Annotated in this window: 25 protein-coding genes; 16 read left to right on the top strand and 9 right to left on the bottom strand. The window is 47.7% G+C overall.

The window, feature by feature from the left end; genetic code table 11:
* Both Q1V74_RS04830 and Q1V74_RS04825 read left to right on the top strand, forming a co-directional pair.
* Nucleotides 1-1,182 (top strand): mechanosensitive ion channel domain-containing protein (locus tag Q1V74_RS04830; protein WP_300647300.1); only part of this gene is annotated, 1,182 nt, incomplete at its 5' end.
* Nucleotides 1,183-1,222: 40 nt separating this feature from the next.
* The gene (locus tag Q1V74_RS04825) at nt 1,223-1,561 is read left to right on the top strand and encodes a P-II family nitrogen regulator (RefSeq protein WP_260648657.1); all 339 of its coding nucleotides are present in this window, start codon (nt 1,223-1,225) and stop codon (nt 1,559-1,561) included.
* Between the two features lie 16 nt (nt 1,562-1,577).
* On the opposite strand, the gene Q1V74_RS04820 is transcribed toward Q1V74_RS04825, so the two are convergent.
* Entirely contained in the window at nt 1,578-2,795 is a 1,218-nt protein-coding gene (locus tag Q1V74_RS04820; RefSeq protein WP_300647299.1) for an MFS transporter, read from the bottom strand.
* Nucleotides 2,796-2,932: 137 nt separating this feature from the next.
* Between Q1V74_RS04820 and Q1V74_RS04815 the strand changes: the two genes are divergently transcribed.
* Nucleotides 2,933-3,664: a pseudouridine synthase gene (locus Q1V74_RS04815; RefSeq protein WP_260648659.1), complete on the top strand. Its 732-nt coding sequence runs from the start codon at nt 2,933-2,935 to the stop codon at nt 3,662-3,664.
* Between the two features lie 62 nt (nt 3,665-3,726).
* Here Q1V74_RS04815 and ugpQ read toward each other — a convergent pair whose 3' ends face one another.
* Nucleotides 3,727-4,485, bottom strand: a complete 759-nt coding sequence (ugpQ, locus tag Q1V74_RS04810; RefSeq protein ID WP_260648660.1) for a glycerophosphodiester phosphodiesterase — start codon at nt 4,483-4,485, stop codon at nt 3,727-3,729.
* Between the two features lie 155 nt (nt 4,486-4,640).
* On the opposite strand from ugpQ, the gene Q1V74_RS04805 reads away from it, so the two are divergent.
* From Q1V74_RS04805 to Q1V74_RS04795, 3 genes are all read left to right on the top strand, one after another.
* Nucleotides 4,641-6,587 (top strand): SurA N-terminal domain-containing protein, encoded by a 1,947-nt coding sequence (locus tag Q1V74_RS04805; protein WP_300647297.1) that lies wholly within the window; start codon nt 4,641-4,643, stop codon nt 6,585-6,587.
* Nucleotides 6,588-6,681: 94 nt separating this feature from the next.
* Nucleotides 6,682-7,380: an AzlC family ABC transporter permease gene (locus Q1V74_RS04800; RefSeq protein ID WP_300647296.1), complete on the top strand. Its 699-nt coding sequence runs from the start codon at nt 6,682-6,684 to the stop codon at nt 7,378-7,380.
* Nucleotides 7,370-7,738, top strand: a complete 369-nt coding sequence (locus Q1V74_RS04795; protein ID WP_300647295.1) for an AzlD domain-containing protein — start codon at nt 7,370-7,372, stop codon at nt 7,736-7,738. Before Q1V74_RS04800 ends, Q1V74_RS04795 begins: the two co-directional genes overlap by 11 nt.
* On the opposite strand, the gene Q1V74_RS04790 is transcribed toward Q1V74_RS04795, so the two are convergent.
* From Q1V74_RS04790 to xth, 5 genes are read right to left on the bottom strand one after another with little or no spacing between them, the layout of a single operon-like run.
* Nucleotides 7,719-9,989: a bifunctional (p)ppGpp synthetase/guanosine-3',5'-bis(diphosphate) 3'-pyrophosphohydrolase gene (locus tag Q1V74_RS04790; protein WP_300647294.1), complete on the bottom strand. Its 2,271-nt coding sequence runs from the start codon at nt 9,987-9,989 to the stop codon at nt 7,719-7,721. The two genes, Q1V74_RS04795 and Q1V74_RS04790, sit on opposite strands and share 20 nt — an antisense overlap.
* 27 nt (nt 9,990-10,016) lie before the next feature.
* The gene (rpoZ, locus tag Q1V74_RS04785) at nt 10,017-10,220 is read right to left on the bottom strand and encodes a DNA-directed RNA polymerase subunit omega (protein ID WP_260648665.1); all 204 of its coding nucleotides are present in this window, start codon (nt 10,218-10,220) and stop codon (nt 10,017-10,019) included.
* 38 nt (nt 10,221-10,258) lie between these two features.
* Nucleotides 10,259-10,909, bottom strand: a complete 651-nt coding sequence (gmk, locus tag Q1V74_RS04780; RefSeq protein WP_260648666.1) for a guanylate kinase — start codon at nt 10,907-10,909, stop codon at nt 10,259-10,261.
* Nucleotides 10,910-10,919: 10 nt separating this feature from the next.
* Nucleotides 10,920-11,252 (bottom strand): hypothetical protein, encoded by a 333-nt coding sequence (locus Q1V74_RS04775; RefSeq protein ID WP_260648667.1) that lies wholly within the window; start codon nt 11,250-11,252, stop codon nt 10,920-10,922.
* A gap of 30 nt (nt 11,253-11,282) precedes the next feature.
* Entirely contained in the window at nt 11,283-12,062 is a 780-nt protein-coding gene (gene xth, locus Q1V74_RS04770) for an exodeoxyribonuclease III (protein ID WP_300647293.1), read from the bottom strand.
* 219 nt (nt 12,063-12,281) lie between these two features.
* On the opposite strand from xth, the gene Q1V74_RS04765 reads away from it, so the two are divergent.
* From Q1V74_RS04765 to Q1V74_RS04720, 10 genes are all read left to right on the top strand, one after another.
* A complete protein-coding gene (locus tag Q1V74_RS04765; protein WP_300647292.1) occupies nt 12,282-12,431 on the top strand; it encodes a hypothetical protein in 150 nt (49 codons plus the stop codon).
* 73 nt (nt 12,432-12,504) lie between these two features.
* Nucleotides 12,505-13,266 carry a spermidine synthase gene (locus Q1V74_RS04760; RefSeq protein ID WP_300647291.1) on the top strand — a complete coding sequence of 254 codons (762 nt, stop codon included), beginning with the start codon at nt 12,505-12,507 and terminating at the stop codon, nt 13,264-13,266.
* 167 nt (nt 13,267-13,433) lie between these two features.
* Nucleotides 13,434-14,402, top strand: coding sequence for an ABC transporter substrate-binding protein (locus Q1V74_RS04755; RefSeq protein WP_300647290.1), 969 nt, complete (start codon nt 13,434-13,436; stop codon nt 14,400-14,402).
* A gap of 65 nt (nt 14,403-14,467) precedes the next feature.
* Nucleotides 14,468-15,358 carry an ABC transporter permease gene (locus tag Q1V74_RS04750; RefSeq protein WP_300647289.1) on the top strand — a complete coding sequence of 297 codons (891 nt, stop codon included), beginning with the start codon at nt 14,468-14,470 and terminating at the stop codon, nt 15,356-15,358.
* A gap of 5 nt (nt 15,359-15,363) precedes the next feature.
* Nucleotides 15,364-16,158: an ABC transporter ATP-binding protein gene (locus tag Q1V74_RS04745; protein ID WP_300647288.1), complete on the top strand. Its 795-nt coding sequence runs from the start codon at nt 15,364-15,366 to the stop codon at nt 16,156-16,158.
* 127 nt (nt 16,159-16,285) lie between these two features.
* Nucleotides 16,286-17,479 (top strand): efflux RND transporter periplasmic adaptor subunit, encoded by a 1,194-nt coding sequence (locus tag Q1V74_RS04740; RefSeq protein ID WP_300647287.1) that lies wholly within the window; start codon nt 16,286-16,288, stop codon nt 17,477-17,479.
* 5 nt (nt 17,480-17,484) lie between these two features.
* On the top strand, nt 17,485-20,643 hold the full coding sequence (locus Q1V74_RS04735) for an efflux RND transporter permease subunit (RefSeq protein WP_300647286.1): 3,159 nt from the start codon (nt 17,485-17,487) through the stop codon (nt 20,641-20,643).
* A complete protein-coding gene (locus Q1V74_RS04730) occupies nt 20,640-22,067 on the top strand; it encodes an efflux transporter outer membrane subunit (protein ID WP_300647285.1) in 1,428 nt (475 codons plus the stop codon). The genes Q1V74_RS04735 and Q1V74_RS04730 overlap by 4 nt, the downstream gene beginning before the upstream one ends.
* Before the next feature lie 8 nt (nt 22,068-22,075).
* On the top strand, nt 22,076-22,801 hold the full coding sequence (locus Q1V74_RS04725) for a pyridoxine 5'-phosphate synthase (protein WP_300647284.1): 726 nt from the start codon (nt 22,076-22,078) through the stop codon (nt 22,799-22,801).
* Nucleotides 22,802-22,810: 9 nt separating this feature from the next.
* Nucleotides 22,811-23,389 (top strand): nitroreductase, encoded by a 579-nt coding sequence (locus Q1V74_RS04720; RefSeq protein ID WP_300647283.1) that lies wholly within the window; start codon nt 22,811-22,813, stop codon nt 23,387-23,389.
* On the opposite strand, the gene cueR is transcribed toward Q1V74_RS04720, so the two are convergent.
* The gene (gene cueR / locus Q1V74_RS04715; protein ID WP_300647282.1) at nt 23,386-23,799 is read right to left on the bottom strand and encodes a Cu(I)-responsive transcriptional regulator; all 414 of its coding nucleotides are present in this window, start codon (nt 23,797-23,799) and stop codon (nt 23,386-23,388) included. The genes Q1V74_RS04720 and cueR overlap by 4 nt on opposite strands.
* Entirely contained in the window at nt 23,796-26,063 is a 2,268-nt protein-coding gene (locus Q1V74_RS04710) for a heavy metal translocating P-type ATPase (RefSeq protein ID WP_300647281.1), read from the bottom strand. The genes cueR and Q1V74_RS04710 overlap by 4 nt, the downstream gene beginning before the upstream one ends.
* Nucleotides 26,064-26,163 lie beyond the last annotated feature (100 nt).

The following is a 26,163-nucleotide window of genomic DNA, read 5'->3' as shown; positions in this document are numbered from 1 at the left end:
TTGCACTGGGGTACCTCGGTAGCAATGCGTATTGTTTTAGGGCGGTTTTTACTCACTATTGGTAAAAGTGAATGGTTAACTGCTTTGCAGCAACGTCGTGTGCGGGAACATTTAAGTGCTTCCATCCCACTTTTTATTACGGCCACGGGGCTGGGGATGATTCCCGTCGGGCAGCAGACACTAGAGGTCATTGCCCGCCTTGTCTTAGCGGTATCCCTGTTTTTTTTGTTTCGTGGGATTAGTGCGTTATTGTTAACAGCACAAGATGTTTACGAGAGCAAAAAGCAGGATCAAACAAGATCGATTAAAGGCTATTTGCAACTCATTCGCATTGCTTTTTGGTGTATTGCCTTCATTATATTGGTGTCGGTATTAACCAATAAATCTCCCTTGTTGATGATTTCTGGTTTGGGGGCTCTTTCTGCTGTTTTGCTTTTGGTATTTAAAGATACGCTATTGTCTTTAGTCGCCAGTGCGCAAATGAGCACCAATGATATGTTGCGCATTGGCGATTGGATCGAGATGCCGCAAGCGGGGGCCGATGGGTATGTCATCGACATTGCTTTACACACCGTTAAAGTTCAGAATTGGGATAAAACGGTAACCACTATCCCTACGTATAAGCTCTTTTCTGAAAGCTATCGTAACTGGCGTCAAATGTTTGAATCAGGGGGGCGGCGTATCAAGCGCAGCTTACGTATTGATGCGCGTACCGTTCGTTTTTTAAGTGATGATGAAATTCAAGCATTACGCCGCTTTAGCTTACTCAAGGATTATTTGGAGCAAAAAGAAACCCTTTTAAAGCAGGCAAATTATGATGAGACAGGGGGCGCCAAAGATCCGGTTAACTGTCGTCGTCTGACTAATCTTGGTACGTTTCGGGCCTATGCGAATGAGTACATCAAAAATAAAGAGGGGGTTCACCCAGATATGACGATGATGGTGCGTATGATGGAGCCGACTGCCGAGGGCATCCCTATGGAAGTTTATTGTTTTAGTAGTGATACCGCTTGGGTAAATTACGAAGCTTTACAAGGGGATATCTTCGATCATCTGATTGCGATTTTGCCAGAAATGGGTTTACGCTTGTATCAAGCGCCGGCTGGAGCGGATTTAGCTGGTGCTTTTCATCCACAAAACGTAGCAAAAACGGATCTGGCGCCAATAGATGCTCGGGCTTAATGCTACTATATGCCATTGCTTGTTTTATATGACGTGAACAATGAAACAAATTACCGCTATGATTAAGCCTTTTAAGCTCGAAGAGGTGCGAGAGGCATTAGGGGAATTAGATATTACCGGGCTGACCATCACCGAAGTAAAAGGTTTTGGTCGCCAAAAAGGGCATACCGAGCTATATCGTGGTGCTGAATATGTGGTGGATTTTTTGCCTAAAATTCGTATTGATATTGTTGTGCCAGCGGAACGCTGTGATGAAATCATCGAAGCCATTATGCGTGCGGCACAAACAGGAAAAATCGGGGATGGCAAAATTTTTGTCACCCCCGTTGAACAAGTTATTCGGATTCGTACTGGGGAAACAGGCTTAGCAGCACTATAACTCCCCCAACCCCAGCCTAGGCCGCTGGGGTATTTTTGTGCTGGCGCTCATGCCAGGCCAACCAAATTAATGCAAGACTCACTACCCCAACAATAGGGAAGGTCCAGACATTAATGCCGTTCCAGCCTTGTGTGGCGAGTAGTTTTCCAGAGGAAAAAGAAGACAGCGCCACAGAGCCAAAAATTAAAAAATCATTAAAAGCTTGTACACGGCTGGTTTCTTCTGGGCGATAGCAATCGGTCACGAGTGTAGTGGCACCAATAAAACTAAAGTTCCAGCCCACGCCTAATAGAATTAAACTGGTCCAAAAGTGCGCTACAGACAGCCCGGCTAAGGCAGCAAAACTGGCTGCGCCAATTAATACAATTCCCAATAGGGTGATGCTAATTTTACCAAAGCGGTTAATCAGCATTGAGGTGACAAAACTCGGCGCAAACATAGATAAAATATGCCATTGCACGCCTAATGTAGAATCGCGCACACTATGACCACAACCAATCATGGCTAACGGCGAGGCCGTCATCATAAAGCTCATAAGACTATAAGACACCATGCCTGTTACCACGGCTATGATAAAGCGTGGATTTTTGCTGATTTCCCATAAGGAGCGGCCGGTGCTAGTAGAAGTATGCACAGAGGCAGATTGAATGGCATCACTGCGCAAAAGGCTAATGAGCGGGATAGCAAGGGCTGCCAAGCCAGCTTGGGCTAAAAAGGTAGCCGCAAATGGCGTAGCAGGCCATAGGTCGCGGGTAAATAAAATGATTTGTGTACCAACAATGGCAGCCACTAACCCCCCAAGCATGACCCAAGAAATGGCTTTGGGGCGCCATTCCGGGCTGACACTATCGGCAGCAGCAAAACGATAATTTTGTACATACGAGGAGTAAAAACCGGCTAAAATGGTGCCAAGGCTAAAAATGACAAAAGAACTGATCGTGATGCCCAAATAGGCAGTTAGCCCACCACAGATCCCTAATAGAGCGCCTAGAAAATAGGCATTGCGTCGACCTAGGCGACGCATAAAAAAGGCAGCAGGTAAAATACCAATCGCCATCCCTAGATTAAATAGACTAACCGGCAGCGTGGCGTACTCGGGATTACTCGCTAGTTGCTGCCCAACCAGTCCCCCTAGCGCCACAACCAACGCAGGGTTAGCGCCGCCTAAGGCTTGTAGTCCAGACAGAAGTCCGGCATTGCGGCGACCAGCGCCAGAAAAAGTGGATTGCGTCATAAGAACCGATATGGATCAATAGATTAAAACAATTAGCAATAAGTTAATCGCTATTTGTTATTTAGCCAAGCATTTCTCGCCATCCTATAGGGATATGAGGCGATAGCAACCTATTAAGCAACCTTTAACAAAACGTTATGGAAATACGAATTTCAAAAATAATGGCCGATCGAGGCATGTGTTCACGGCGTGAAGCAGACGCGTTTATTGAGCGTGGCTGGGTTTATGTCAATGGGCAAAAAGCCGTTTTGGGTCAAAAAGCCTCGCCAACTGCCAAAATCACTCTGCATCGCACAGCAAGAGAAAAACAAACGCAGCGGGTTACGATTATTCTAAACAAACCTGTTGGTTATGTCTCTGGGCAGGCAGAAAAGGGGTATAAAAATGCGGTGTCATTGATTCAGGCGCAGAATCAGTTTCGGGGCCGTAATAAAAATGCGCCGCGTTTTGACGCATCTCACTTACGTGGTTTAGCGCCCGCTGGGCGCTTGGATATCGATTCCCAAGGGTTATTGGTATTAACTCAGGATGGGAGGATAGCGCGTCAATTGATTGGAGAGGACTCTCCCATAGAAAAAGAATACTTGGTCCGCGTCACGGGTCATTTGGATGAAAGAGGTTTAGCCTTATTAAATCATGGCTTAAGTTTAGATGGTGAGGCTTTGCGCCCCGCTAAGGTGAGCTGGTTGAACGAGGATCAGTTACGATTTATTTTACGTGAAGGAAAAAAGCGACAGATCCGCCGTATGTGTGAAATGGTGGGCTTAAAAGTCGTCGGACTAAAGCGTGTACGCATGGGTAACGTGGTGTTAGGGGATTTGCCAGAAGGGCAATGGCGTTATGTACGCCCTAATGAGCGATTTTTTTGAGCATGGTGTTATCAAGGGGCGGTGCAAAAACAGTGAGTATTTGCACCGCGCTGATATGGGTGTTAATCAAAGCAATGTGGTGCCATCGTGTCGATGTTATCTGTGACAATACCTTTGCAGCCCCAGCTTAGTAGTTCCAGAGCGCGTTGTTTATCATTCACTGTCCAGATACACATTTCATAGCCTGCTTGGCGTGTTTGCTCAACCAGTGCTTGTGTGGTTAGCGTTGTATCTAAGTTTAGGGCAACGCAGCCTAAACGCTGTAAACGTGTTAGGTAGTCATCAGGTACATGATTTTCAATTAATAAAGCACGCGGAAGCTCAGGCGCAGCAAGCTTGGCTGCCTCCAGAGCCGTTTCGGAAAAAGATGAAAGCAAAGGTGGAATGCTGGCATGCTGCCAGAGTTTTTGTGCAATACGTGCGACACGAGCCCCTGTTTCGGCCTCTAAGCCGGTTTCCGGTTTGATTTCAATATTACTGCAAATACCTTGAGCAATAGTAAATTGCGCCATGGTTGCCAAGGTTAAAATGGGCTCACCGGTGTATTTTGGGTTGAGCCAGCCCCCAAAATCAAAGTGTAAAAGCTCGTCTAGATTATACTGACTGGCTGGGCCCTTGGCATTTGACGTACGATCAATGGTGTCGTCATGTAATAAAATAGCCACGCCATCACGACTGAGCTTGACATCATATTCCATCATTTTAAACCCATGTGTGGCGCCAAGACGAGCCGCACTAAGGGTATTTTCGGGAGCATGTTTGCCTGCGCCACGATGAGCAATGAGCGTAGGATAATTCCAAATAAAAGGAGAACTAGGCATAAAAAGGCAAAAAATAAAAAAGATTGCAGTAAAATACTTCCATTTTACGCCTTAGCCTGCATTTTGGGGCGGCACTTTGCAAGCAAAGTGGTAAACTCTTTGGCTATGTAACTAATCTATGGCGATATGGGTGCGCAAACCCAAATAGGTGATTCATGTTCAATTTTATTCGTAGACATCAACGCTTAATGCAGTTGGTGTTGCTTATCTTGATTTTGCCGTCATTTGTATTGATTGGCGTTAGTGGCTATACCAATTACGTTTCCGGAGATGAGGATCTAGTGAGCGTAGGGGATAGTGCTGTCACTGCTCAAGAGTTTGATCAAGCACGCCGTAATCAGCTGCATGAGCTACAGCGTTCTATGGGCAATGCATTTGATCCGGCGGTGGTGGAAACACCAGAGGTTAAACAACAGTTACTGGATTCTTTGGTAGACCGTCGTGTGTTAATTGAGATTGCAACCAAAGAGCGTTTTAGTGTATCGGATACGGCTTTGCGTCAAGCCATTGCCGCGATGCCCGAAATGCAAGAGGACGGGGTTTTTTCTCCACAGCGATATAACCAGTTATTGGCTGGTGCAGGCTTAACTTCAAAACAGTTTGAGCAGTCTCAGCGTGCGGAGCTCGCTTTGGCGCGAGTGATCACCCCTGTGACTCAGACCGCAGTGTTACCTCAAGTCATTCAGGACGAGCTACAAAAAGTCCTGCTTGATAGCCGTACGATTCAGATGCATGTGCTTCAGGCTGCTGATAAAGTCGCGGAGCAGAGCATTACCGATGAGGAAATACAGGAATGGTACCAAGCCAATCAGGAGCAGCTACGTCTACCTGATTACGTTAATGTGGATTATGTGTTGTTGGATGAGCAAGCAGCCGTAAAGAGCGTACCTGCCTTAAAAGACGAAGATCTACAGTCGTATTACGAGCAGAACAAAGCACGCTTTGTTACGCCCGCGCGTATTCACTTGAGTCATATCTTAATTCAGCCTGGTGCTACAGACAACGCACATCAAGAGGCGCAAAAACAGGCTAAAGACTTAGCCGCGCAAGCCCAAGCCGCCCCAGATCAGTTTGCGGAGCTTGCTAAGGCGCATTCTCAAGATAAAGGGAGCGCTACATCAGGGGGCGAGCTTGGTTGGATCACGCAGGGCAATTGGCCCGAGGTGCTACAAAATGCGGTATTTGCTTTGAAAAAAGGAGAGGTCTCAGGTGTGATTGAGGGGCCGGATGGCTATCACATTTTTAAAGCAAATGACTTCCAAGAAGAGCAGCGTCAACCGTTTGAGGCGGTGCGCGAGCAGATTACGAATGAAGCCCGTCAACAACTAGCAGCGGAGCGTTTTGCCGATATGGCAACTAAGCTAACCGACTTAGTGTATGAAAGCCCCGAGAGCTTAGCGGCGGCGGCTGAGACCTTAGGTTTGCCTATTTTGCAGGCTAAAGGTGTGGCTCGAGATCGTTTGCTTAGCGAGGCTGAGCTTGGTTTAAGCAAACAACCTTCTGCAAGCGCCGCCTTGCTCGAGGATCCTCGTGTACGTCGAGCGCTTTATACACCTACCTCTTTAGAGCAGAAGCAAAATGCAGGGGTGATTGAGCTTTCTTCGGATACGTTGGTAGCGGTGCGTGTCAATGAATTTGTGCCCTCACATGTACCCAGCCTAGAGCAGCTGCGTACGCAGGTAGAGCAGACTTTGGCCCAAGAAAAAGCCTTAGAAGCGACGCAAAAAGCAGGGCAGCAACTGCTTAAACAGCTACAAGCAGGCGAAGATATCGCTGTGGATTTTTCCGAGAGCCTAACCGTGAGTCGTATTGATAACCAGCAGTTACCTAAGGCGACTTTGGATCGTATTATGACAACCGACGTACAAAGCCTACCGGCGTATGTTGGTGTGGAAACCGAAACAGGCTATCAGCTGGTTAAAATTATCGCTAAAGAGTCTGCAACGCCAGATCCTTTAATTGCTGATTTCTTGCAAATGCAGTTGCAGCAGCTCTGGGGGAATGCACAAGAGCAGGTCTTTATGCAAGCGTTACGCGATCAGCTACAGGTCAAAACCTTACCTGCAGCAGCTACTGCCATGGAGTCAGAGCTAGAGGAATAAGCTTATAAAGTGTAAACCGTTGTGAAAACCCCCTATATGCTTTTAATATAGGGGGTTTTTTGTGGTTCAAGGTGCAAAGCCAAAAGGTAAGAGTATGAAAAAAGCGCTATTGAGCGGCTTGGGGGCCAGTAGTTCGATTGCTCTAGGATATTTTCCTGTGGCCGTTTCTTTTGGGGTGGCAGCGGTTCAGGCTGGATTGTCGCCTTGGTTTGCGACCTTAATCTCCATTGGGGTTTATGCGGGAGCTAGTCAATTTATTCTGATTGTACTGATTGCGCAGCAGACCGCTATCCTGCAAATGGTGATGATTACCATTGCTGTGAATTTACGACACCTATTTTATGGGCCTGCATTATTAAGCCAATTTCAACAGAAGGAGCTACCGCGCTGGCCGGCATTGATGGCATTTGGTTTAACGGACGAGGTATTTGCCACGGCACGGGGGCGTTTGAGTAGAATTCCACCCGGGCAAAAAGAAGCTTGGTATTTGGGACTGCAGCTAGGTGCTTATAGCGCTTGGGTGAGTGGTACCGTGTTGGGGGCCTATGTTGCCAGTGACTGGTTAATGGAGCAGCCGCTATTGCAGCAAACCTTAGCTTTTGTATTGCCTGCTTTATTCTTTGCCTTATTGCTTGATATGAAGCAGTATGTATCGGGTTATTTGTTATTGAGTGTGGCTACGACCACGCTATGTGCACATTACTACTTACCTGCTCATCACAGCTTATTGATTGGTATGGGGATAGGAGGGATATGGGCTTGGTTGCAGCAAAAGGGTAAAAGTGGATACTAAATCTGTGTTTTTTTTGTTGGTAGGCGCTGGAGTAGGAACGTATTTATTACGTTATTTACCCATGCGTTGGTATTTAACATTGCAAACTATTTTCGAGCGCCCAGACTTACGCGCGGTCTTGGTTACCTTGGGTCCCGCTGCAATAGTGGCCTTACTTGTGGTGTCGCTAAGTGGATTAGTGGGGCTCAATACCCCTAAGGTTGCCTTAGGGCAAGTGGGTCCGATTGGGCTTGCTTGCACTGTGATGTGGATTGTCTTTAGGTGGTGGCGCAACACCATACTGATCACAGTTATTGGAGTATTCAGTTATGGTGTTGTGCTTTATAGCCAATCGCTTTTTAGTTTGCCTGGCCTTTAACGCGGACAATCTTTTGTACTTGGGGGACTTGACGCATGGAGCGGATAACCTGTGCAAGGTGATTGCGGCTATCGACTTGAATAGTCAGGTGAAGGAGTGTAGTGACACCCTCATCATCGGGCATAGTGAGGTGTAAGATATTAGAGTCAGCCTCGGTGATTGTCGCCGCTAAGCGCCCGAGTACCCCGCGCTCATTAAGAGCAGTAACATCTAGGCGTGTGGATAAGTGGCGAGCGGTTTTGGTATCCCAGATCACGGGAATCCAACGCTCGGGTTCTTTGGCTTGTTGTCGTTGGGCGACGGCGCATTCTGCCATATGCACAACTAAGCCATGCCCCATGCGAATGCCACCGACAATGGCATCACCAGGAAGAGGACCGCAGCAGGTGGCTAACTGAACGGCTTGGCCTTCATTGCCATGGATGACGACGGGGGCTCGGGTGGTGGAGGTGTACTCATCTACCGCGGCAGCGGTGGTTTTAATAAGAGGATTATCAGCGATAAAGCGACGAGCCACCACGGCAGCCAAACGTTTGCCTAAACCAATATCGGCTAGGATTTCAGTTTGTGAGGTTGCACCTGAGCTTTTCACCAGCCCTTCCCACATGGGGTCATTGTCTGCGGGCATTTCAATGCCGAGCTCATTAAGGGCTTGTTTTAAAAGACGGCGACCAAAGGCTACTGATTCCTCGTATTGAACCGTACGCAGATAATGCCGTATTTCTGAGCGCGCACGACCAGTACGCACATGATTTAACCATTGTGCACTGGGTCGAGCTGCGGGTGAGGTGATGATTTCCACCATATCGCCGCTTTTGAGCTCGCTGCGTAAAGATACGAACTCATCATTGACTTTAGCCGCCACAGCGTGGTTACCAATATCCGAGTGAATGGTATATGCAAAATCAATAGGCGTTGCCCCACGTGGTAAAGAGATAATTTTGCCACGAGGTGTATTGACGTAGACAGCATCAGGAAACAGGTCGACTTTTACGTGCTCTAAAAATTCGCTAGAGTCCCCAGTTTGGCTTTGAATATCTAATAATGATTGTAACCAGCGGTGTGTGCGTTTTTGTAGCTCGCTCAAAGAAACGTCATCGTCTTTATATAGCCAGTGTGAGGCAACTCCCTCTTCGGCGACATGATCCATTTCGCGAGTGCGTATTTGGAACTCTACAGGGGTACCATGAGGGCCAATAAGAGTGGTATGCAAAGACTGATAGCCATTGATTTTAGGGATGGCAATGTAGTCTTTAAATTTTCCAGGAATGGGTCTGTAAAGCTGGTGTAATGTACCTAGGGTTAAATAGCATTCTGGAAGGGTGTGGACAATAATTCTAAAGCCATAAATATCCAACACATCAGAAAATGATTTTTTCTGTTCAACCATTTTACAGAAAATGCTATAGAGGGATTTTTCACGGCCGGAAATTTCGGCTTCAATCCCAGCGGCAGGCAGCGCAGCATGAACCGCATCACTGATTTTTCCTAACGCATCACGGCGATTACCACGAGCGGCAAGGAGCGCTTTGTGTAACACACGATAACGATTAGGATGAATGGCTTGAAAACAACGATCTTGGAGTTCTCGAAAAAGCGCATTAAGCCCCAGCCGGTGCGCAATAGGCGCGTAAATTTCTAGGGTTTCTTTGGCAATGCGACGTTGTTTTTCAGGGCTGACCGCATCAAGCGTGCGCATATTGTGCAGGCGGTCTGCCAGTTTAATTAATATGACACGAACATCGCGTGACATGGCCAACAACATTTTTCTAAAGCTTTCGGCTTGTTGTTGGCTTTTGGTTTCAAACTGCAAGCGCTCTAGTTTGGAAACACCATCTACAATCTCAGCAACATCGGTGCCGAATTTTTCAGCAAGCTCTTGTTTGCTGACGTCTTGGTCTTCGATAACGTCGTGTAGTAGCGCAGCCATGAGGGACTCGGCATCGAGTTTCCAGCCGGCGCAAATTTCAGTCACAGCAATAGGGTGAGTGATATAGGGCTCACCGCTTGATCGAAACTGACCTAAATGGGCCTCGTCGGCTAATTTATAAGCTTCGCGTACACGCTCTACATCGGCCTCATCTAGATATTTGCTGATGATTTTAGTTAAAGGAGCGAGTGAGGCAATGGTGTTTTTCGCGGGCTCAAGCTTAGGCACCGATACGGTATCTTTGCGACGACCGAGTCGGGATCCTTTTTTTAGTACAGCGAGTAAGCCTGAAGAGGCGCCTTTGAGGGTAGAAAAAGCCATTGCCTGTCCTTTTGTGCTACTAAGTGATTAGGTGGGGACTTTGCGTAACATTTCCATACCGGTAGCTCCAGCAGCGACTTCACGCAACGCGGTCACTGTGGGCTTGTTTTTGCTTTCCAAGCGGGGTTCGTGACCTTGAGCAAGCTCACGCGCACGGTATGCCGCGACTAAAGTGAGATTAAAGCGGTTTGGGATTTTTTCTAAGCAGTCTTCGACCGTAATACGAGCCATAATGGTTTACCTGTAAGTCAAAATATCAATAAGTACTATTATAGTAAATTTGCGGCCACAGAGGCACTGATGCCAAGTTGATCAAATAAATCCGCATAGCGCGCCGCCTGTTGAGCAGTGCGTAAGCGACTCGCTTGAATAATGGCTTGTAGTTGGGCCAAGGCGACATCAAAGTCATCATTGATAATAGCATATTGGAACTCGCCAACGTGAGCCATCTCACCACCGGCTGCGAGTAAGCGTCGTGCAATCACTGAGTCATCATCTTGACCACGTTTGCGTAAGCGCTCTTCTAGAGCTTGGATAGAAGGGGGGAGGATAAAAATGCCAATGGCTTTAGGAAAGCGTTCACGCACTTGACGTGCACCTTGCCAGTCAATTTCGAGGAGCACATCTTTGCCCGTGGCTAATGCTTGCTCAACAGGTTGGGCTGGGGTGCCATAAAAATTGCCATGTACCTCAGCATGCTCAAGCAAATTATTGCTGTCACGTAACTGTTGGTATTGTTCAAGGCTGACAAAGTGGTAGTGCTGTCCGTTGGTTTCGCCGGGGCGCATGGGACGAGTTGTACATGATATAGATAGCTCTATATTGGGCTCTTGTGCTAACAGCGCATTAACAAGACTGGATTTGCCCGCCCCACTTGGAGCGGCGACTAAAAACACATTGCCGTGAAACGTAGCTGGCATAGGTATCCTTTTAGTGGTGATGAGCTTGACCTGCGTTAATACCGAACTGCTTCAGCACTTCATCTTTGGTAGCATGGTCAATGCAGAGAAAAACAACGGTGTCCTCAGCGTTAAGATTTTGACTAACGTCATCAATCATAGCGCTTGCGTCTTGTGGTTGGCCGACGGCCATGACATGGATATCTCCATCGGCATCAAATCGTTCTTGTGGGACGATATCGGCGACTCTATCAATATTAGGCTCGCTTACGACAACGTAAGCGTGGACAAGACAGCCGTCTACATATACTTGCAATACGGCGCCTTCGTTTAAGGTGGAGATCAACTGGTTGGTTTGGCTCATTATTGCCTCCGTGTAATGGGATTGGCTGTGTTAGAGATCAAGTTGCACGATAACAGGGGTGTGGTCCGAAGGCTGCTCATTAGCGCGTGGGGATTTGTCCACCAGGCAGTCGGAGCAGTGGGTCAACAAAGGCGTAGAGAGCAAAGCGTGGTCAATACGTAGACCTGCGTTACGTCTAAAGGCGCCGCGTCGATAGTCCCACCAAGTAAAACCAGGGTCTTCAGGATGAATATGCCGGAAAGCGTCATGTAGACCAAGGTCAATGAGTTTTTGCCAAGCGGCTCGCTCTGCTGGGGAAACATGAATTTTGCCTTCCCATTTTTTAGGATCATGCACATCGAGGTCTGTGGGCGCTACATTATAGTCCCCTAAAATAGCTAGGTGAGGATAATGTTGTAGTTCATCACTTAACCAATTTTCTAGAGCAGCAAACCATTGCATTTTATAAATGTATTTATCACTGTCAGGGGCTTGACCATTTGGGCAGTAGGCACTGATGACCCGTATAGGACCTTTGGCGGAGTCATAGGTAGCGGCGATCACACGTTGCTGTGGGTCTTCAAAATGAGGAATATTACGCTGCACTTGTGTGCCTTCGGTTTTGCTAATCAAGGCGACGCCGTTATAGGTGGGTTGCCCGGCCCAGACTGCTTGGTAGCCGATGGCTTGTAATGCATCGAGCGGGAATTTGTCTTGAGGAAGTTTAAGCTCTTGTAAGCACAGTACGTCCACGGGGTTTTGTTGTAGCCAGTCAATGACCTGGGGCAGGCGCACCCGTAATGAGTTGACATTCCACGTTGCGAGTTTCACGATTTTTGGCTCAAAAAATAAAAAGAAAGTAAAAATTCCTTAGATCATAACCGAATTCAATATAGGACGAAGGGGTATCGCAGGAGTCTTTATGGGCATTTTATTTAACTTTTATTTGTAAGTCTTTGTCTTTATTGGATTTTTTAATAGTTCGTGTTATAATGATTGGAATGCGGGGCAAAAGGGTTGTCCCGCAAATTTTTAGCAGGAGGTGTATGTATGGCTACGAAACGACCCACACGTCGTCGTAAAGAGCTTGTGATTGAGCCCTTAAACTGGGTAGCACCCGATGCACGCGAAGATCAAAGCGATAAACGCGTCGAGAAGGACGAAGTAGAACAAGACGATAAAAAAATGGCAAAAAGCTAATTTTTATTGTTTGTACTAAAATACTGAACGCGCAGGTTATGCCTGCGCGTTTTGTTTTCTGAGGATCTTAACTATGGAAATGTTTAATCAAGCCATTGATATGAATGATGTCACCATCTCTGAAGAGGATGGGATTCGTTATTTGCATTTTGGTACGCAATGGATTCAAGGCGCTATGCGCATCATGCGTCCCCATGATTTGGTTTTAACTTACACTCAGCAAATGATGGCTTGGTTACTTTTTCAGGAAGTCAGCAAAGATGATGAGATCGCGATATTAGGCTTAGGGGCAGGCTCACTGCTGCGCTTTTGTATGAAGCATACCCAAAGTGATTTGCATACGGTTGAAATTAATCCGCGCGTCACCGCCATGTGCCAAGCTTTTTTTCGTTTGCCACAAAATCAACGCTCGGTTATTTACCATGAGGATGCAGAGTCGTGGGTACAAGACCCGACACATTTTGATCGATATCGCGTGTTGATGGTGGATTTATATGATGCGGCCGCACAAGGTCCGGTATGTTCGTCGTTGGCGTTTTATCAAGGATGTTACCGCTGCTTAGATGAGCAGGGTTTGATGACGGTAAATTTATTTGGCGCTCACGAAAGTTATGATGTGAATATCAATCATATTTCTCAAGCTTTTCACGGCAATATATTGATTTTGCCTGAAATTGACGAGGGTAATATTGTCGTACTGGCATTTAAAGGGGATGATCTATCGCGGACAACAACGGCCATGCTTATGGATCAAGCCGAATACATACAGAAGAAATACAAATTACCAGCTCGGCGTTGGGCCAAAGGGATTCTAGCTGAGCAGCCAAAGACGTAACATAATACGAACAGATGCTGGGGTTTTTTGCAAAGGTTGGTTTATAGTAACGGGGTCCGTATTTGTACAAGGTAGACAGGGTTATTCCCTGCGGCAATTTACAACAAATCGGGGTAGACTTGAGCGCAATTGCATTTTTGCATAAAAAATAACTAGGAGCACCCATTATGAAACGCAATAAAACCCTAAAAACCCTATTGGGTCTGGCATTAAGCACCAGTCTGCTCGCCACCTCTGCAGCGTGGGCACAAATGGTTTCAGTGTCGTCTATCGTAGAGCATCCTGCATTAGATTCGGTGCGGGACGGTGTCAAGCAAGCGCTAACAGACGCGGGTTATACCGAAGCCAATGGGCTTAAATGGCAGTTTCAAACCGCCCAGGGTAATACCGCGATTGCCGCTCAAATCGCGCGTAAGTACGTTGGTGATAAATCCGATGTAATCGTGGCCATTTCTACGCCCTCAGCACAAGCGGTGGTAGCGGCTACAAAAACGATACCAGTAGTGTACTCTGGGGTAACAGATCCGGTGGCAGCTCAGCTAGTGCCTTCTTGGGAGCCCTCGGGGACGAATGTGAGCGGCGTATCGGATATGTTAGTGCTCGAAAAGCAGCTAGAGCTGATCAAACAAGTGGTGCCCGAGGCCAAACATGTTGGTATGGTTTATAACCCAGGCGAAGCTAACTCTGTGGTTGTGGTAGAGCGTTTGCGTGAACTATTGTCTGCTAACGACATGAGCTTAGTCGAGGCAACAGCAGCACGTACGGTGGATGTGGGTGCAGCGGCTCGTAGCCTAGTTGGCAAAGTGGATGTGATCTACACCAATACAGACAATAACGTGGTTTCTGCCTTTGAGGCCTTAGTTAAAGTGGGCAATGACGCCAAAATTCCTATTATCGCTTCAGATACGGATAGTGTAGCGCGTGGAGCCATCGCGGCATTAGGGGTGAATTACTACGATTTAGGGCTGCAGACAGGGAAAATGGTGGTGCGAATTCTAAAAGGGGAAAAACCTGGGGATATCGCATCGGAAACCAGTGATCGTTTGGAGCTGTTTGTAAACCCCGCTGCGGCCAAAAAACAAGGCGTAACTTTAGACGAAGCCTTTGTTAAGTCAGCCACAAAAATTATTGAATAACTCATCACCCATGTTGCAGGCCGCCCTTATCAGGGTGTGCCTGCTTTTTTAAGAGTTGACACACAATGTCTATTTACTCCTTATGGGGTGCTTTAGAAATTGGCCTGATCTTTGGCTTGGTGGCCTTAGGGGTGTTTATTTCTTTTCGCATCCTTCGTTTTCCTGATTTAACGGTAGATGGTAGTTTTCCGCTAGGTGGCGCTGTTGCTGCAACATTAATTACTCAAGGCTTTGATCCCTTCTCAGCGACAGCTATTGCTACGCTGATTGGAGCAGGTGCTGGTATGGTAACCGGCTGGCTAAACGTGCGCCTCAAAATCATGGACTTATTGGCTAGTATTTTGATGATGATCGCGTTGTACTCCATTAATCTACGTATTATGGGTAAGCCAAACGTCCCATTGATTATGGAGCCCACGGTGTTTTCGGTACTACAGCCAGAAAATTTAGGCGACTATATGGCGCGTCCATTATTGCTTATTGTGGTTGTACTGGCGGCTAAACTACTTTTAGACTGGTTTTTTGCTACGCAAACTGGTTTAGCGATGCGTGCGACAGGCTCGAATGCCCGTATGGCTCGCTCGCAAGGCGTGGCCACAGGTAATATGGTGCTGTTAGGAATGGCTATTTCTAATGCGTTAGTGGCTTTGGCCGGCGCGTTGTTTGCCCAGTCCCAAGGGGGAGCGGATATCTCGATGGGTATTGGTACGATTGTGATTGGTTTAGCCGCAGTGATTGTAGGCGAAAGCATTTTACCAGCTCGTCGTTTAGTCTATGCTACCTTAGCCGTCATTTTAGGTGCAATCTTATATCGTTTTTTTATTGCGCTGGCGTTAAACGCCGATTTCATTGGTCTTAAAGCTCAGGATTTGAACCTAGTCACAGCAATATTAGTTACAGTGGCTCTGGTTATTCCTCTACTGAAAAAACGGTTTAAAGGGGGGCGCAAAGCGTAATCACCATGTTAAGTGCAAAAAACCTTTATCTCACCTTTAATCCAGATACGCCAATTGAAACCAAAGCGCTAAGGGGCTTATCGTTAGACATCCCTAGTGGTCAATTTGTGACAGTTATTGGCTCAAATGGTGCGGGAAAATCCACATTTTTGAATACGGTATCTGGCGACCAGACCGTGGATTCGGGTACTATACATATCGATGATAAAGATGTAACACGTATGCCAGTATGGGAAAGAGCCCAATATGTGGCGCGTGTATTCCAAGATCCAATGGCTGGCACCTGTGAGGACCTAACCATCGAAGAGAACATGGCGCTGGCGACTTGCAGGGGCTCACGCAGAGGCTTAAGCACAGCAGTACAAGCCTCAATGCGTGATGAGTTTCGGGCGCGCTTAGAAACACTGGGCTTGGGCTTGGAGAATCGTCTTGGCGATAGAATTGGGCTACTGTCCGGGGGGCAACGACAAGCTGTGAGCTTATTGATGGCAGCAATGCGGCCATCGCGTATTTTGTTACTAGATGAGCACACAGCTGCTTTAGACCCGCGCACGGCGGATTTTGTATTAGCGTTGACCGAGCGCATTGTAAGCGAAGGTAAGCTCACAACAATGATGGTAACGCACAGCATGAAGCAAGCCCTTGAAGTGGGCGAGCGCACCATTATGTTACATCAAGGCAAGGTCGTTTTAGACGTTAGCGGTCCTGAGCGCAAAGGGCTACAAGTTCCCGATCTACTCGCCATGTTTGAAAAAGTGAGGGGCGAAGCCATTACGGATGATGCCTTATTATTAGGCTAACTCGTCATACTATATCGGCGCCTCAGGGCGCCGATATCCATTTACTGTATTTGTTTATTTATTTATTGCTTAAGTTATGCCACGAAAACGGTCTAGCTTAATTAGCCTGAATTACAGGAGTTTGTTCATGTTAAGAAATCGCCATACGGCATGGCGCTCACTGCGCGTTGCTTTGTTATCAGCCACCGTATTGTTGGCGGCATGTGGTGAGAAACCGCAACAACAAGATATGTCTGGCATGAAGGTTCCTGTTAGTGTGATTCAAGTCCAACCAGAGGTTACTCCCATATTTACTGAGCTTCCCGGCCGCGTAGAGGCGATTAAAGAAGCCGAGGTTCGTGCACGGGTAACGGGTATTGTGACAGCGATTAACTTTGAGCAAGGCTCAGAGGTCAAAGAGGGCGACTTGTTGTTTACTATTGACCCAGCACCTTACGAGGCGGTGCGTGATCAAGCAGCAGCTCAGTTGAAAAATGCACAGGCCGAAGCACAGACCGCTTCTTTGCTGGCTCAGCGCTATGGCAAGCTCATTAAAGAAAATGCAGTGAGTCGTCAGGATTACGATACGGCGATGGCACGAGCAAATCAGGCGCAAGCGGCTGTGGCGGCGGCAAAGGCAGCGCTAAAAGCCGCGGAAATTGATTTAGGCTATACGAAGGTAACTGCGCCCATCTCCGGGCGTATTGGTCGGGCAGAAATCACAGAGGGTGCTTTAGTTAGTGCCACACAGGCCACGCATTTGGCAACCATTCAGCATCTGGATGAGATGTATGTTGATATTACTCGTCCTGTCGGAGAGGTCATGAGCCTGCGCAAAGCGATTGCTGATGGTACCTTAAAGTCAGATCCCGATGGGGCAGCCCGAGTTTCTGCCATATTGGATGATCGCTCCGTGTATGAGGAAACAGGGCGTCTGCTTTTCTCCGGGGTATCTGTGGATCCTACCACGGGTCAACTAAATATGCGGGCAGTTTTTCCTAATCCAGATCAGCTATTGTTACCTGGTATGTTCGTGCGTGTACGCTTAGAACAAGGGGTAGATGAAAAAGCGTTATTAGTCCCTACACAAGCAGTACAGTATGGAGCTAACGGCACGACCTCTTTAATGATAGTTAAAGACGATGTGGTACAAGTGGTTCCTGTGAAATTAGGTAGCACAATCGATGGACGAGTCATTATTAACGAGGGGCTCGAGCCCAATAGTACCGTCATTGTAGAGGGCTTCCAGAAAATCCGTCCGGGTGCACCTGTACAAGGTATGCCCTGGAAAGCGGCTCCAGCGACACAAGAAGACGCGTCCTCTAGCTCAAATAATGGATAATGCTCATGCCACAGTTTTTTATTGATAGACCCATTTTTGCTTGGGTGGTAGCCCTAGGCATTACGCTGTTGGGTTTGTTGTCCTTACCTAATATGCCCGTGTCTCAGTATCCTGAAGTCGCGCCGCCGGCTATCACGATTAGTGCGACCTATCCAGGAGCCTCCGCCGACGATGCGGCCAGCTCGGTAGCGAGTGTGATCGAAAATGAGTTGAACGGGGCTAAAGGCTTGTTGTATTACGAGTCGGTGAGTGACTCCTATGGTCAAAGCCAAATCACAGCTACTTTTGCTCCAGGTACAGACCCAGATATGGCACAGGTGGATGTACAAAACCGCGTGTCAAACGTGACGGCGACGTTGCCTGCTGCTGTTATGCAACAAGGCTTGAAAGTTGAACAAAGTAATACTGGCTTTTTACTTGTGGTAGCCCTGTCATCAGATGATGGCTCGCTTACACAAACCGAGCTGGCAGACTACATTAAACGTAATATTCAAAACGCCATTTCACGTGTACCTGGTGTGGGTAAGTTCCAGTTGTTTGCGGCGGGGCGTGCTATGCGTATTTGGGTAGATCCTGAAAAGCTAGTGAGCTATAACCTCAGTATGGCAGAGGTCAACGCTGCTATTGCGCAACAAAACGTCCTGATTTCTGCCGGGATTTTAGGTTCACCGCCTAACCCCAGTGATCAGCGTGTGACGGCCCCTATTGTGGTGAACGGGCAGTTGCGTACGGCTGAAGAGTTTGAAAACGTGATCCTACGCTCTTATGCGGATGGTTCAAGTGTGCGTGTTAAAGATGTGGCACGTGTAGAGGTGGGCGCGGATAACTACCAGTTTGGCGCGCGTTTGAATGGGAAAACCACGGCGGCTTTTGCTATTTCGCTTTCACCCGATGCCAATGCCTTATCTACTGCCAAAGGGATCAAAGCAAAAATGGATGAGCTTGCCGAGTTTTTCCCGGCTGGCATTAGCTACAGTATTCCTTATGACACCTCACCTTATATCGAAACCTCTATTGAGCAAGTAGTACATACATTGCTCGAGGCCATGGTGCTGGTGTTTATCGTGATGTTTGTGTTTTTACAAAACATTCGCTATACCTTGATCCCGGCCTTGGTTGTACCCGTGGCGATTTTGGGGGCGCTAGCGGTGATGAATGCGTTGGGCTTTTCCATCAACGTATTGACCATGTTCGCGATGGTATTAGCTATCGGGATTTTGGTGGATGACGCCATTGTGGTGGTGGAAAACGTTGAGCGCATCATGTCCGAAGAGGGCTTATCGCCCAAAGAGGCCACGAAAAAAGCCATGCCCCAAATTAGTGGAGCAATTGTAGGGATTACTTTAATTCTTACCGTGGTATTTTTGCCGCTGGCTTTTATGTCGGGGTCCGTCGGGGTGATTTATCGCCAGTTTGCTGTGGCGATGTCAGTTTCGATTTTATTTTCTGGCTTCTTGGCATTGGCTTTTACCCCTGCCTTATGTGTGACGATGTTAAAGCCGATTCCCAAAGGGGAACACGGTAAAGAACGTCGTGGCTTTTTTGGCTGGTTTAACCGTTTCTTTAACGGTATCACCAAAGGCTATATGGGTATTGTGAGCAAGAGCCTTGGTGCTGTTGGGCGAATGATGCTGCTCTATGTGCTTCTTGTGGTGTTGTTAGGTTGGGCCTACATGCGCATGCCTACTGCTTTTTTACCCGAAGAAGACCAGGGCTTTGCCTTAGCTAACATTGAGTTGCCTGCTGGGTCTACATCCAACCGCACCATTGAAATTATTGAGCAAGTAGAAAATTATTTTCAACAGCAACCACAGGTCAAAGACATTGTTGCCGTTCAAGGTTTTAGCTTTAACGGTAATGGTTTGAACTCGGCCATTGCTTTCGTAACGTTAAAAGATTTTGCAGAGCGACGTGGGCCGGGTGATTCAGCGCAGGCTATCGCGGGCAAGGCCATGCAGAATTTACTTTTCGGCTTACCCGATGCCATGGTGTTTTCCATCGTGCCACCTGCTATTAGCTCGTTGGGGAATGCTTCTGGGTTTGATATGCGCCTAGAGGACCGAGCGAACCATGGGCATCAGGCTTTGCTTGAAGCATCCCAACAGCTTTTAATGTTGGCCTCACAAAGCCCGGTTTTAACGCAAACGCGTATTACTGGCTTAGGGCCTGGTCGTCAGTGGAATTTGACGATAGACCGGGAAAAGGCTGCGGCTCAAGGGGTTAACTTTGATGAAGCCGCTCAGCTTATTTCCACTGCATTAGGCTCCGCATATATTGGTAAATATACGAACGCGGGCTGGGTGGAAAACATCTGGGTACAAGCGGATGATCGATTCCGTATGAACATTGATGATGTGATGAAGCTGAATGCCAAAAACAATCGTGGGGAAATGGTGCCGTTAAGCACTTTTGTGACAGCGGATTCCGTGCAGGCGCCGGTACAAATTGTGCGCTATAACAGTTATGAGTCCATTCGTATCGGTGGTTCTGCCGCACCTGGCTATACCACGGGCGAGGCCATGGCGGAAATGGAGCGCCTAGTGGGCGAGCTGCCAGCAGGGTTTGGTTTTGAGTGGACAGGCTTGTCTTACCAGGAAATCCAAGCGGCGGGTCAGAGCACGATATTGATGGGACTAGCAATTCTCGTGGTCTTTATGGTGTTAGCCGCGTTATATGAAAGCTGGGCGATACCCCTAGCGGTAATGCTCGCTGTGCCACTAGGTATGTTAGGAGCCGTTTTATTGGTCTCGGCCAAAGGGATGGCCAATGATGTTTATTTCCAAGTGGGCATGGTGACAGTTATTGGGCTTTCTGCAAAAAATGCGATTTTGATTATTGAGTTTGCTAAAGACGCGGTCGCGCGTGGTGGTGGCTTAATTGAGTCCACCGTCGAGGCAGCCCGTATGCGTTTCCGTCCTATTATCATGACCTCTTTTGCCTTTATTTTAGGGGTTACGCCTTTAGCTTTGTCTTCTGGGGCCGGGGCTGCCAGTCAAAACGCCGTAGGTTTTGGGGTATTGGGTGGGATGTTAGCCGCTACCCCCTTAGCTGTATTATTTGTTCCCGCTTTCTTTGTGGCAGTGATAAAAGTGTTTAAAACAAAACCTCGTTTACTTGGTGCTGAAGCCAAACAACAGGCGCAGACAGGAGATCATGTATCATGATGGGAGCAAAATTTAGCTTATCTGCGATGGCAATGGCGTTGATTTTGGCAGGTTGTTCTTTAGCCCCCAAATACGAGCAGCCGATGGCGCCGGTGGCGCCGCAGTTTGACCATCAGGATCCGGCCACTATAGAGCAGGATATGTCAAAGCTAGACGCTTTAGGTTGGCGTGATTTTTTCGCGGATCCTCGGTTACAAGCTTTGATTGAGCTCGCTTTGTTGAATAACCGTGACTTACGGATGGCGATGGATCGTATTGAGGAGGCTCGCGCTCAATATGGTATTGCGCAAAGCGACCAATTTCCAACATTTGGTGCAGGTGGAGCTGGGCAGGTAACACGTAGCCCCTCAGACTTACGAGCAGGGGGGCCCGATGCGCCAGCTATCAGCCGGTTTTTTCAAGCTGGGGTAGGGATTACAGCGTTTGAGCTTGATTTTTTTGGTCGCGTACGTAATCTTTCCGAGGCCGCTTATCAGCAATATTTAGCGACTGAGCAAGCACAGCGTACGGTACGAATTAACGTGGTAGCTCAGGTTGCAGAAGCCTATTTCCGTTGGCGTAGCGCGCAGCAGATGGTTGACTTAATGCAATCCACCTTGGCCAGTCGAGAGCGCACGTATCGCTTGGTCAACCGCCTCTTTGAGGTGGGGACAGCTTCAGCCTTAGAGCGTCACCAAGCACAGGTTCAGTTGGATACCGTGCGTGCTGATATTCAAGCAATGCAGCGGGCTCAAATGCAGGCTTATAATGCCTTAACTCTGCTGGTGGGTACCCAACTACCACAGGATTTACCGGAACCAGCTGTATTTGGTAAAGAGCAAATTGTTGTCGATATACCTGTGGGTTTGCCCTCGAGCTTGCTGGTGCGCAGGCCTGATATTTTAGCGGCAGAACATCAGCTTAAAGCGGCTTATGCCAATATCGGTGCGGCGCGCGCGGCTTTTTTTCCAAATATTTCTATTACAGGGCTATTTGGCTTTGCGAGCCCTTCTTTGAGTGCCTTATTTGATTCGGGGCGCACGTATTGGCAGTATTCGCCTCAAATCACCATGCCCTTGTTTTCTGGAGGGGTTAAGGGTGGCTTAGATTTAGCAAAAGCACGTCAAAATATTGCGATCTCCAATTACGAAAAAGCCATTCAAGTGGCGTTTAAAGAGGTGGCAGATGCTTTAGCGGGCGAGGCCACCTATACAGAGCAATTGAATGCTTTGCGTGATATGGAGCATGCTGCAGCAGAAAGTTTACGCTTAGCTAATCTTCGCTATGAAACAGGCATTGATAGCTTTTTGCAGGTACAAACGGCAGAAATTAACCTCTATGCGGCACAGCAGCGCTTTGTGCAAACAGGCATGGAGTCATTATTGAATCGTGTTATGTTGTATAAAGCCCTTGGAGGCGGATGGCAACTGGATAACACTTATTAGGAATTTACATGATTGAACTTGGCGTAAATATTGATCATGTTGCAACCTTACGGCAGCAGCGACTTACTACTTATCCTGATCCGATTTTAGCGGCAGTGCGTGCCGAAGAAGCCGGGGCTGACCTGATTACGCTTCATTTACGAGAGGATCGACGTCATATTCAAGACGCTGATGTATGGAAAATGCGTAAAGCGATTCGTACACGCATGAACTTAGAATGCGCGATCACAGAGGAAATGCTGAATATCGCATGCGAGGTCAAACCGGAAGATGTGTGTTTAGTGCCGGAAAAACGTAATGAGCTCACCACAGAAGGCGGTTTGGATGTGATTACACATTACGAGGCAGTACAAGCTGCAGTAAAAAAACTGCAGAATCATGGGATTCGTGTTTCTTTGTTTATTGATGCATGTACAGAGCAAATTGAGGCGGCTCAACGTGCTGGGGCGACAGTGATTGAGTTACATACAGGAGCGTATGCTGATGCTGCTAGCCCTGATAGTGCAGCCAAAGAACTTGACCGTATCCGAGTGGGAGCGGCACACGGCGTAGCGTTAGGCTTACGCGTAAACGCGGGGCATGGTTTGCATTATCAGAATGTGCAAGCGGTGGCGGCGATTCCTGGTATTGCCGAGCTTAATATTGGTCATGCAATTGTGGCACAAGCGGTTTTTGATGGTTGGGAAAAAGCCGTGCGTGATATGAAAGCCTTGATTCGTACTGCAGCAGCTTAAGGATTAATGATGTCTGATGTGATTTCTGTATTATTATCCCGTAACTCCACAAAAGCGATTACGGGGCCTGGCCCGACTGAGGCGCAGTTGCAGCAGATACTTGCGACGGCAATGTGTGCTCCTGATCATGGGCGTCTACGCCCTTGGCGCTTTAAGCGCATTCAAGGGGAAAACATTGCGCATTTAGCTGACTTGGCGGTTAAAGCCATGGCAGATGAGGGGCGTCCATTAGCTGAAAACAAAGAAAAAAACATGCGTGAGTGGTTAGGGCGCGCGCCTTTAGTGTTAGCGGTGGGGTCCTATGTGGATCATAGTAATGATCGTATCCCACAACATGAGCGGTTGCTCGCTACGGGGGCGGCTGTGATGAATATCCTGAATGCAGCGCATGCTTTGGGTTTTGGTGCATTTTGGAGCACAGGTATTGGGACATATACCGATGCCGTGCCCGAAGCCTTAGGTTTTGACCCTTTAGAATATGAATTTTTGGGCTTTGTTGTGATTGGCTCATTGCAAGAGCCTGTAGCACAAAAAGAGCGTCCTGCGGTAGCGGACCATGTTACCGACTGGGAGCCTGACTTAGCTTAATCGAGAGAATTAAAGGGCTTTTCTAAGCCCTTTAATATTGGGCAGTCAGGATGCTCATCACCATGGCATTGATGAACAAGCTGGCGTAAGCTGTTTGCCATTTCATGCAATTGTTGCGCTTTTTGTTCCAAGGTTTGTATATGGCTTTGTGCTAAGGCTTTAACATCTGCACTGCTGCGTGTTGGGTTTTGCCATAAGGCGACCAACTCAGCGATTTGTTTTAGCGAAAATCCTAAAGTACGGGCATGGGCGATAAAAAATAATGTATGTAAATCCTGCTCGGTATATAAGCGATACCCAGCATCATTACGGCGTATATTGACTAACAAGCCTTTTTGCTCATAGTCGCGAATCATCTTTGGTGTCAGCCCGCTGTGTTCAGCGGCCTGACGGATACTGTAATAGGTCATGATGGATTGACACGAAGGCGTTTTAAACGAAGTGCATTTGTTACAACAAACACACTGGAAAATGCCATCGCTAATGCACTATAGACAGGGGAAAATACGTGCCCAGTTAGCCACAATAACAAACCCGCGGCTAGCGGAATAAGGGCAATATTGTAAGCAAACGCCCAAAAAAGATTTTGTTTAATATTGCGTAAGGTAGCTTGAGAAAGCCGTACGGCTGCACTGGTGGTGCCAAGATCATTATTCAGCAAAACCACGTTAGCAGATTCGATTGCTACATCTGTACCTGCGCCTACTGCAATACCAACATCGGCTTGGGCGAGCGCGGGTGCATCATTAATGCCATCGCCGACAAAGGCTACCGTACCATAATTGGCTTGCAGCTGTTTAATAATTTGCGCTTTATCACCGGGTTGGGTTTGAGCATACACCACATCGATGCTGAGTGCATTGGCGACATGATGCGCTGTTAGGATATGGTCGCCTGTAATCATAGCCGTTTTTATACCTAGCTGATGTAATTGCTGAATGGCAGCAGCAGCTTCGGGGCGGATGGCGTCCATAATGGCGATGACCCCAATAATATCTTGGTCTCGCGCCACATAAATGACAGTTTTCCCTTGTTCGGCTAATTGTTCAAATTGATTTTTTTGCGCAGCGCTGGGTTGCAAGCCTTGTTGCGCCATCAGGGCCGCCGAGCCAAGATAATAGTGATGTTGCTCGACTTGGGCGCTAACGCCCAAGCCTGTATGGGTGTGAAACTGGCTGGGTGCAGAAAGTGGTAAGGACTTCGCTTGAGCCGCATTGACTAAGGCCGTGGCGATGGGGTGCTCAGAATGCTGTTGTAAGGAGGCAATATGGCTAAGCGTCCGTGTCGCGTCAATGTCTTCGTTAAAAAATAGATCCTGAACTACCGGCTGAGCTAAAGTGAGCGTGCCTGTTTTGTCAAAAGCAATTAACTGCACAGAGGCTAATTGTTGAAGCGCATCGCCCTGTCTAAAGAGTACTCCGAGCTGAGCGGCACGGCCTGTCGCCACCATAATAGAAGTGGGTACGGCTAAACCCATCGCACATGGGCAGGCAACAATAAGAACGGCAACGGCATTGACTACCGCATAATTTAAACCAGGCCCCCATATGGCCCAACCGATAAAAACAGCACCGGCAATAGCGAGGACAGTGGGTACAAACCAAGCCGTGATGCGATCAACATGATTTTGTACAGGTAGCTTAGTGGCCTGTGCTGACTCCACCATACGGATAATCGTGGCCAAGGTAGATTGATTGGCCAGATGGGTGACGTGAATTTCTAAAGGACCATTGCCATTTAGTGTACCGCCAATAACGGTATCCTCTGTGCTTTTATAAACGGGCATGGATTCACCGGTAATCATAGCTTCGTTTACATGGCTTTGGCCTTGGAGGATTTTACCATCGAGAGGAATGGTTTCTCCGGCGCGCACTAAAATGCGATCACCAATCATTATTTGATCAATTGGTAAATCCAACCACTGTTCTTGGCGCCATACACGGGCAAAGCGGCTCTGTAGACGTAAAAGCTGATTGATGGCTTCACCAGTTTGACCTTTGGCACGTGCTTCTAGGTATTTACCTAGCAAAATGAGAGTGATTACCACCGCAGCCGCTTCAAAATACAAATGGTTGGCTCCTGCTGGTAAGAGGAAGGGAGCAAATAAAGCCACCATTGAATAAAGCCAAGCACTGCCTGCACCGACGGCGACTAAGCTATTCATATCAGGCTGTCGCTGCCACAAGGCGTTGAAGCCAAGCAGAAAAAAATCACGTCCTGGTACTACCATAACCAGTGTGGCGAGTGAGGCCTGCATGAGACCAAGGGCATAAGGTGAGATTTGTTGGTGTAACCAATGGGCAAAGGGGGCAATGAGATGGCTGCCCATATCACTGATAAAAACAGGTAGGGTTAGAATCAGCGCAAGGAGAAACGCTTGTTTTTTTTGTTGGGCCTCTTTGGCGAGGGCTTTTTGATTTTCTGCTGGAGCGTTGAGCTCATTACTTTCATTTAAGAGTTGTGCTTCAAAGCCTTTTTTCTGAATAGCCTGAATGAGCGTTGTGTGGGCAACCCTGGCATGCGGTGCCAGAGTGACATAGGCTTTGGCCGTTGCTAAATTGACAAAAGCTTGGTCCACGCCTTCGATTGCTTTCAGCGCATTTTCTACGTGCCGTACGCATGCGGCACAATTCATGCCGTGCACCGCTAATTGGACGCCTTCCTGTTGTGTCATGGATACCTCGATATGATTTGCTTTATTTTAGTATGAACCTTTACCTTAGGTGAAGGTCAAATAATAAAGAGAAGATTATGATAGGGTAGTTGTAGTGAAA

The sequence above is a fragment of the Paenalcaligenes sp. genome (assembly GCF_030152715.1).
GTDB lineage: Bacteria > Pseudomonadota > Gammaproteobacteria > Burkholderiales > Burkholderiaceae_B > Paenalcaligenes > Paenalcaligenes hermetiae.
Note: the sequence above shows the minus strand (reverse complement) of the source record. Positions and strands in the feature narration are given on the sequence as shown.

Coding starts and splice junctions, on each gene's coding strand:
- Q1V74_RS04825 (WP_260648657.1), top strand. CDS start 1,223: ATGAAACAAATTACCGCTATGATTAAGCCTTTTAAGCTCGAAGAGGTG.
- Q1V74_RS04820 (WP_300647299.1), bottom strand. CDS start 2,795: ATGACGCAATCCACTTTTTCTGGCGCTGGTCGCCGCAATGCCGGACTT.
- Q1V74_RS04815 (WP_260648659.1), top strand. CDS start 2,933: ATGGAAATACGAATTTCAAAAATAATGGCCGATCGAGGCATGTGTTCA.
- ugpQ (WP_260648660.1), bottom strand. CDS start 4,485: ATGCCTAGTTCTCCTTTTATTTGGAATTATCCTACGCTCATTGCTCAT.
- Q1V74_RS04805 (WP_300647297.1), top strand. CDS start 4,641: ATGTTCAATTTTATTCGTAGACATCAACGCTTAATGCAGTTGGTGTTG.
- Q1V74_RS04800 (WP_300647296.1), top strand. CDS start 6,682: ATGAAAAAAGCGCTATTGAGCGGCTTGGGGGCCAGTAGTTCGATTGCT.
- Q1V74_RS04790 (WP_300647294.1), bottom strand. CDS start 9,989: ATGGCTTTTTCTACCCTCAAAGGCGCCTCTTCAGGCTTACTCGCTGTA.
- rpoZ (WP_260648665.1), bottom strand. CDS start 10,220: ATGGCTCGTATTACGGTCGAAGACTGCTTAGAAAAAATCCCAAACCGC.
- gmk (WP_260648666.1), bottom strand. CDS start 10,909: ATGCCAGCTACGTTTCACGGCAATGTGTTTTTAGTCGCCGCTCCAAGT.
- Q1V74_RS04775 (WP_260648667.1), bottom strand. CDS start 11,252: ATGAGCCAAACCAACCAGTTGATCTCCACCTTAAACGAAGGCGCCGTA.
- Q1V74_RS04765 (WP_300647292.1), top strand. CDS start 12,282: ATGGCTACGAAACGACCCACACGTCGTCGTAAAGAGCTTGTGATTGAG.
- Q1V74_RS04760 (WP_300647291.1), top strand. CDS start 12,505: ATGGAAATGTTTAATCAAGCCATTGATATGAATGATGTCACCATCTCT.
- Q1V74_RS04755 (WP_300647290.1), top strand. CDS start 13,434: ATGAAACGCAATAAAACCCTAAAAACCCTATTGGGTCTGGCATTAAGC.
- Q1V74_RS04750 (WP_300647289.1), top strand. CDS start 14,468: ATGTCTATTTACTCCTTATGGGGTGCTTTAGAAATTGGCCTGATCTTT.
- Q1V74_RS04745 (WP_300647288.1), top strand. CDS start 15,364: ATGTTAAGTGCAAAAAACCTTTATCTCACCTTTAATCCAGATACGCCA.
- Q1V74_RS04740 (WP_300647287.1), top strand. CDS start 16,286: ATGTTAAGAAATCGCCATACGGCATGGCGCTCACTGCGCGTTGCTTTG.
- Q1V74_RS04735 (WP_300647286.1), top strand. CDS start 17,485: ATGCCACAGTTTTTTATTGATAGACCCATTTTTGCTTGGGTGGTAGCC.
- Q1V74_RS04730 (WP_300647285.1), top strand. CDS start 20,640: ATGATGGGAGCAAAATTTAGCTTATCTGCGATGGCAATGGCGTTGATT.
- Q1V74_RS04725 (WP_300647284.1), top strand. CDS start 22,076: ATGATTGAACTTGGCGTAAATATTGATCATGTTGCAACCTTACGGCAG.
- Q1V74_RS04720 (WP_300647283.1), top strand. CDS start 22,811: ATGTCTGATGTGATTTCTGTATTATTATCCCGTAACTCCACAAAAGCG.
- cueR (WP_300647282.1), bottom strand. CDS start 23,799: ATGACCTATTACAGTATCCGTCAGGCCGCTGAACACAGCGGGCTGACA.
- Q1V74_RS04710 (WP_300647281.1), bottom strand. CDS start 26,063: ATGACACAACAGGAAGGCGTCCAATTAGCGGTGCACGGCATGAATTGT.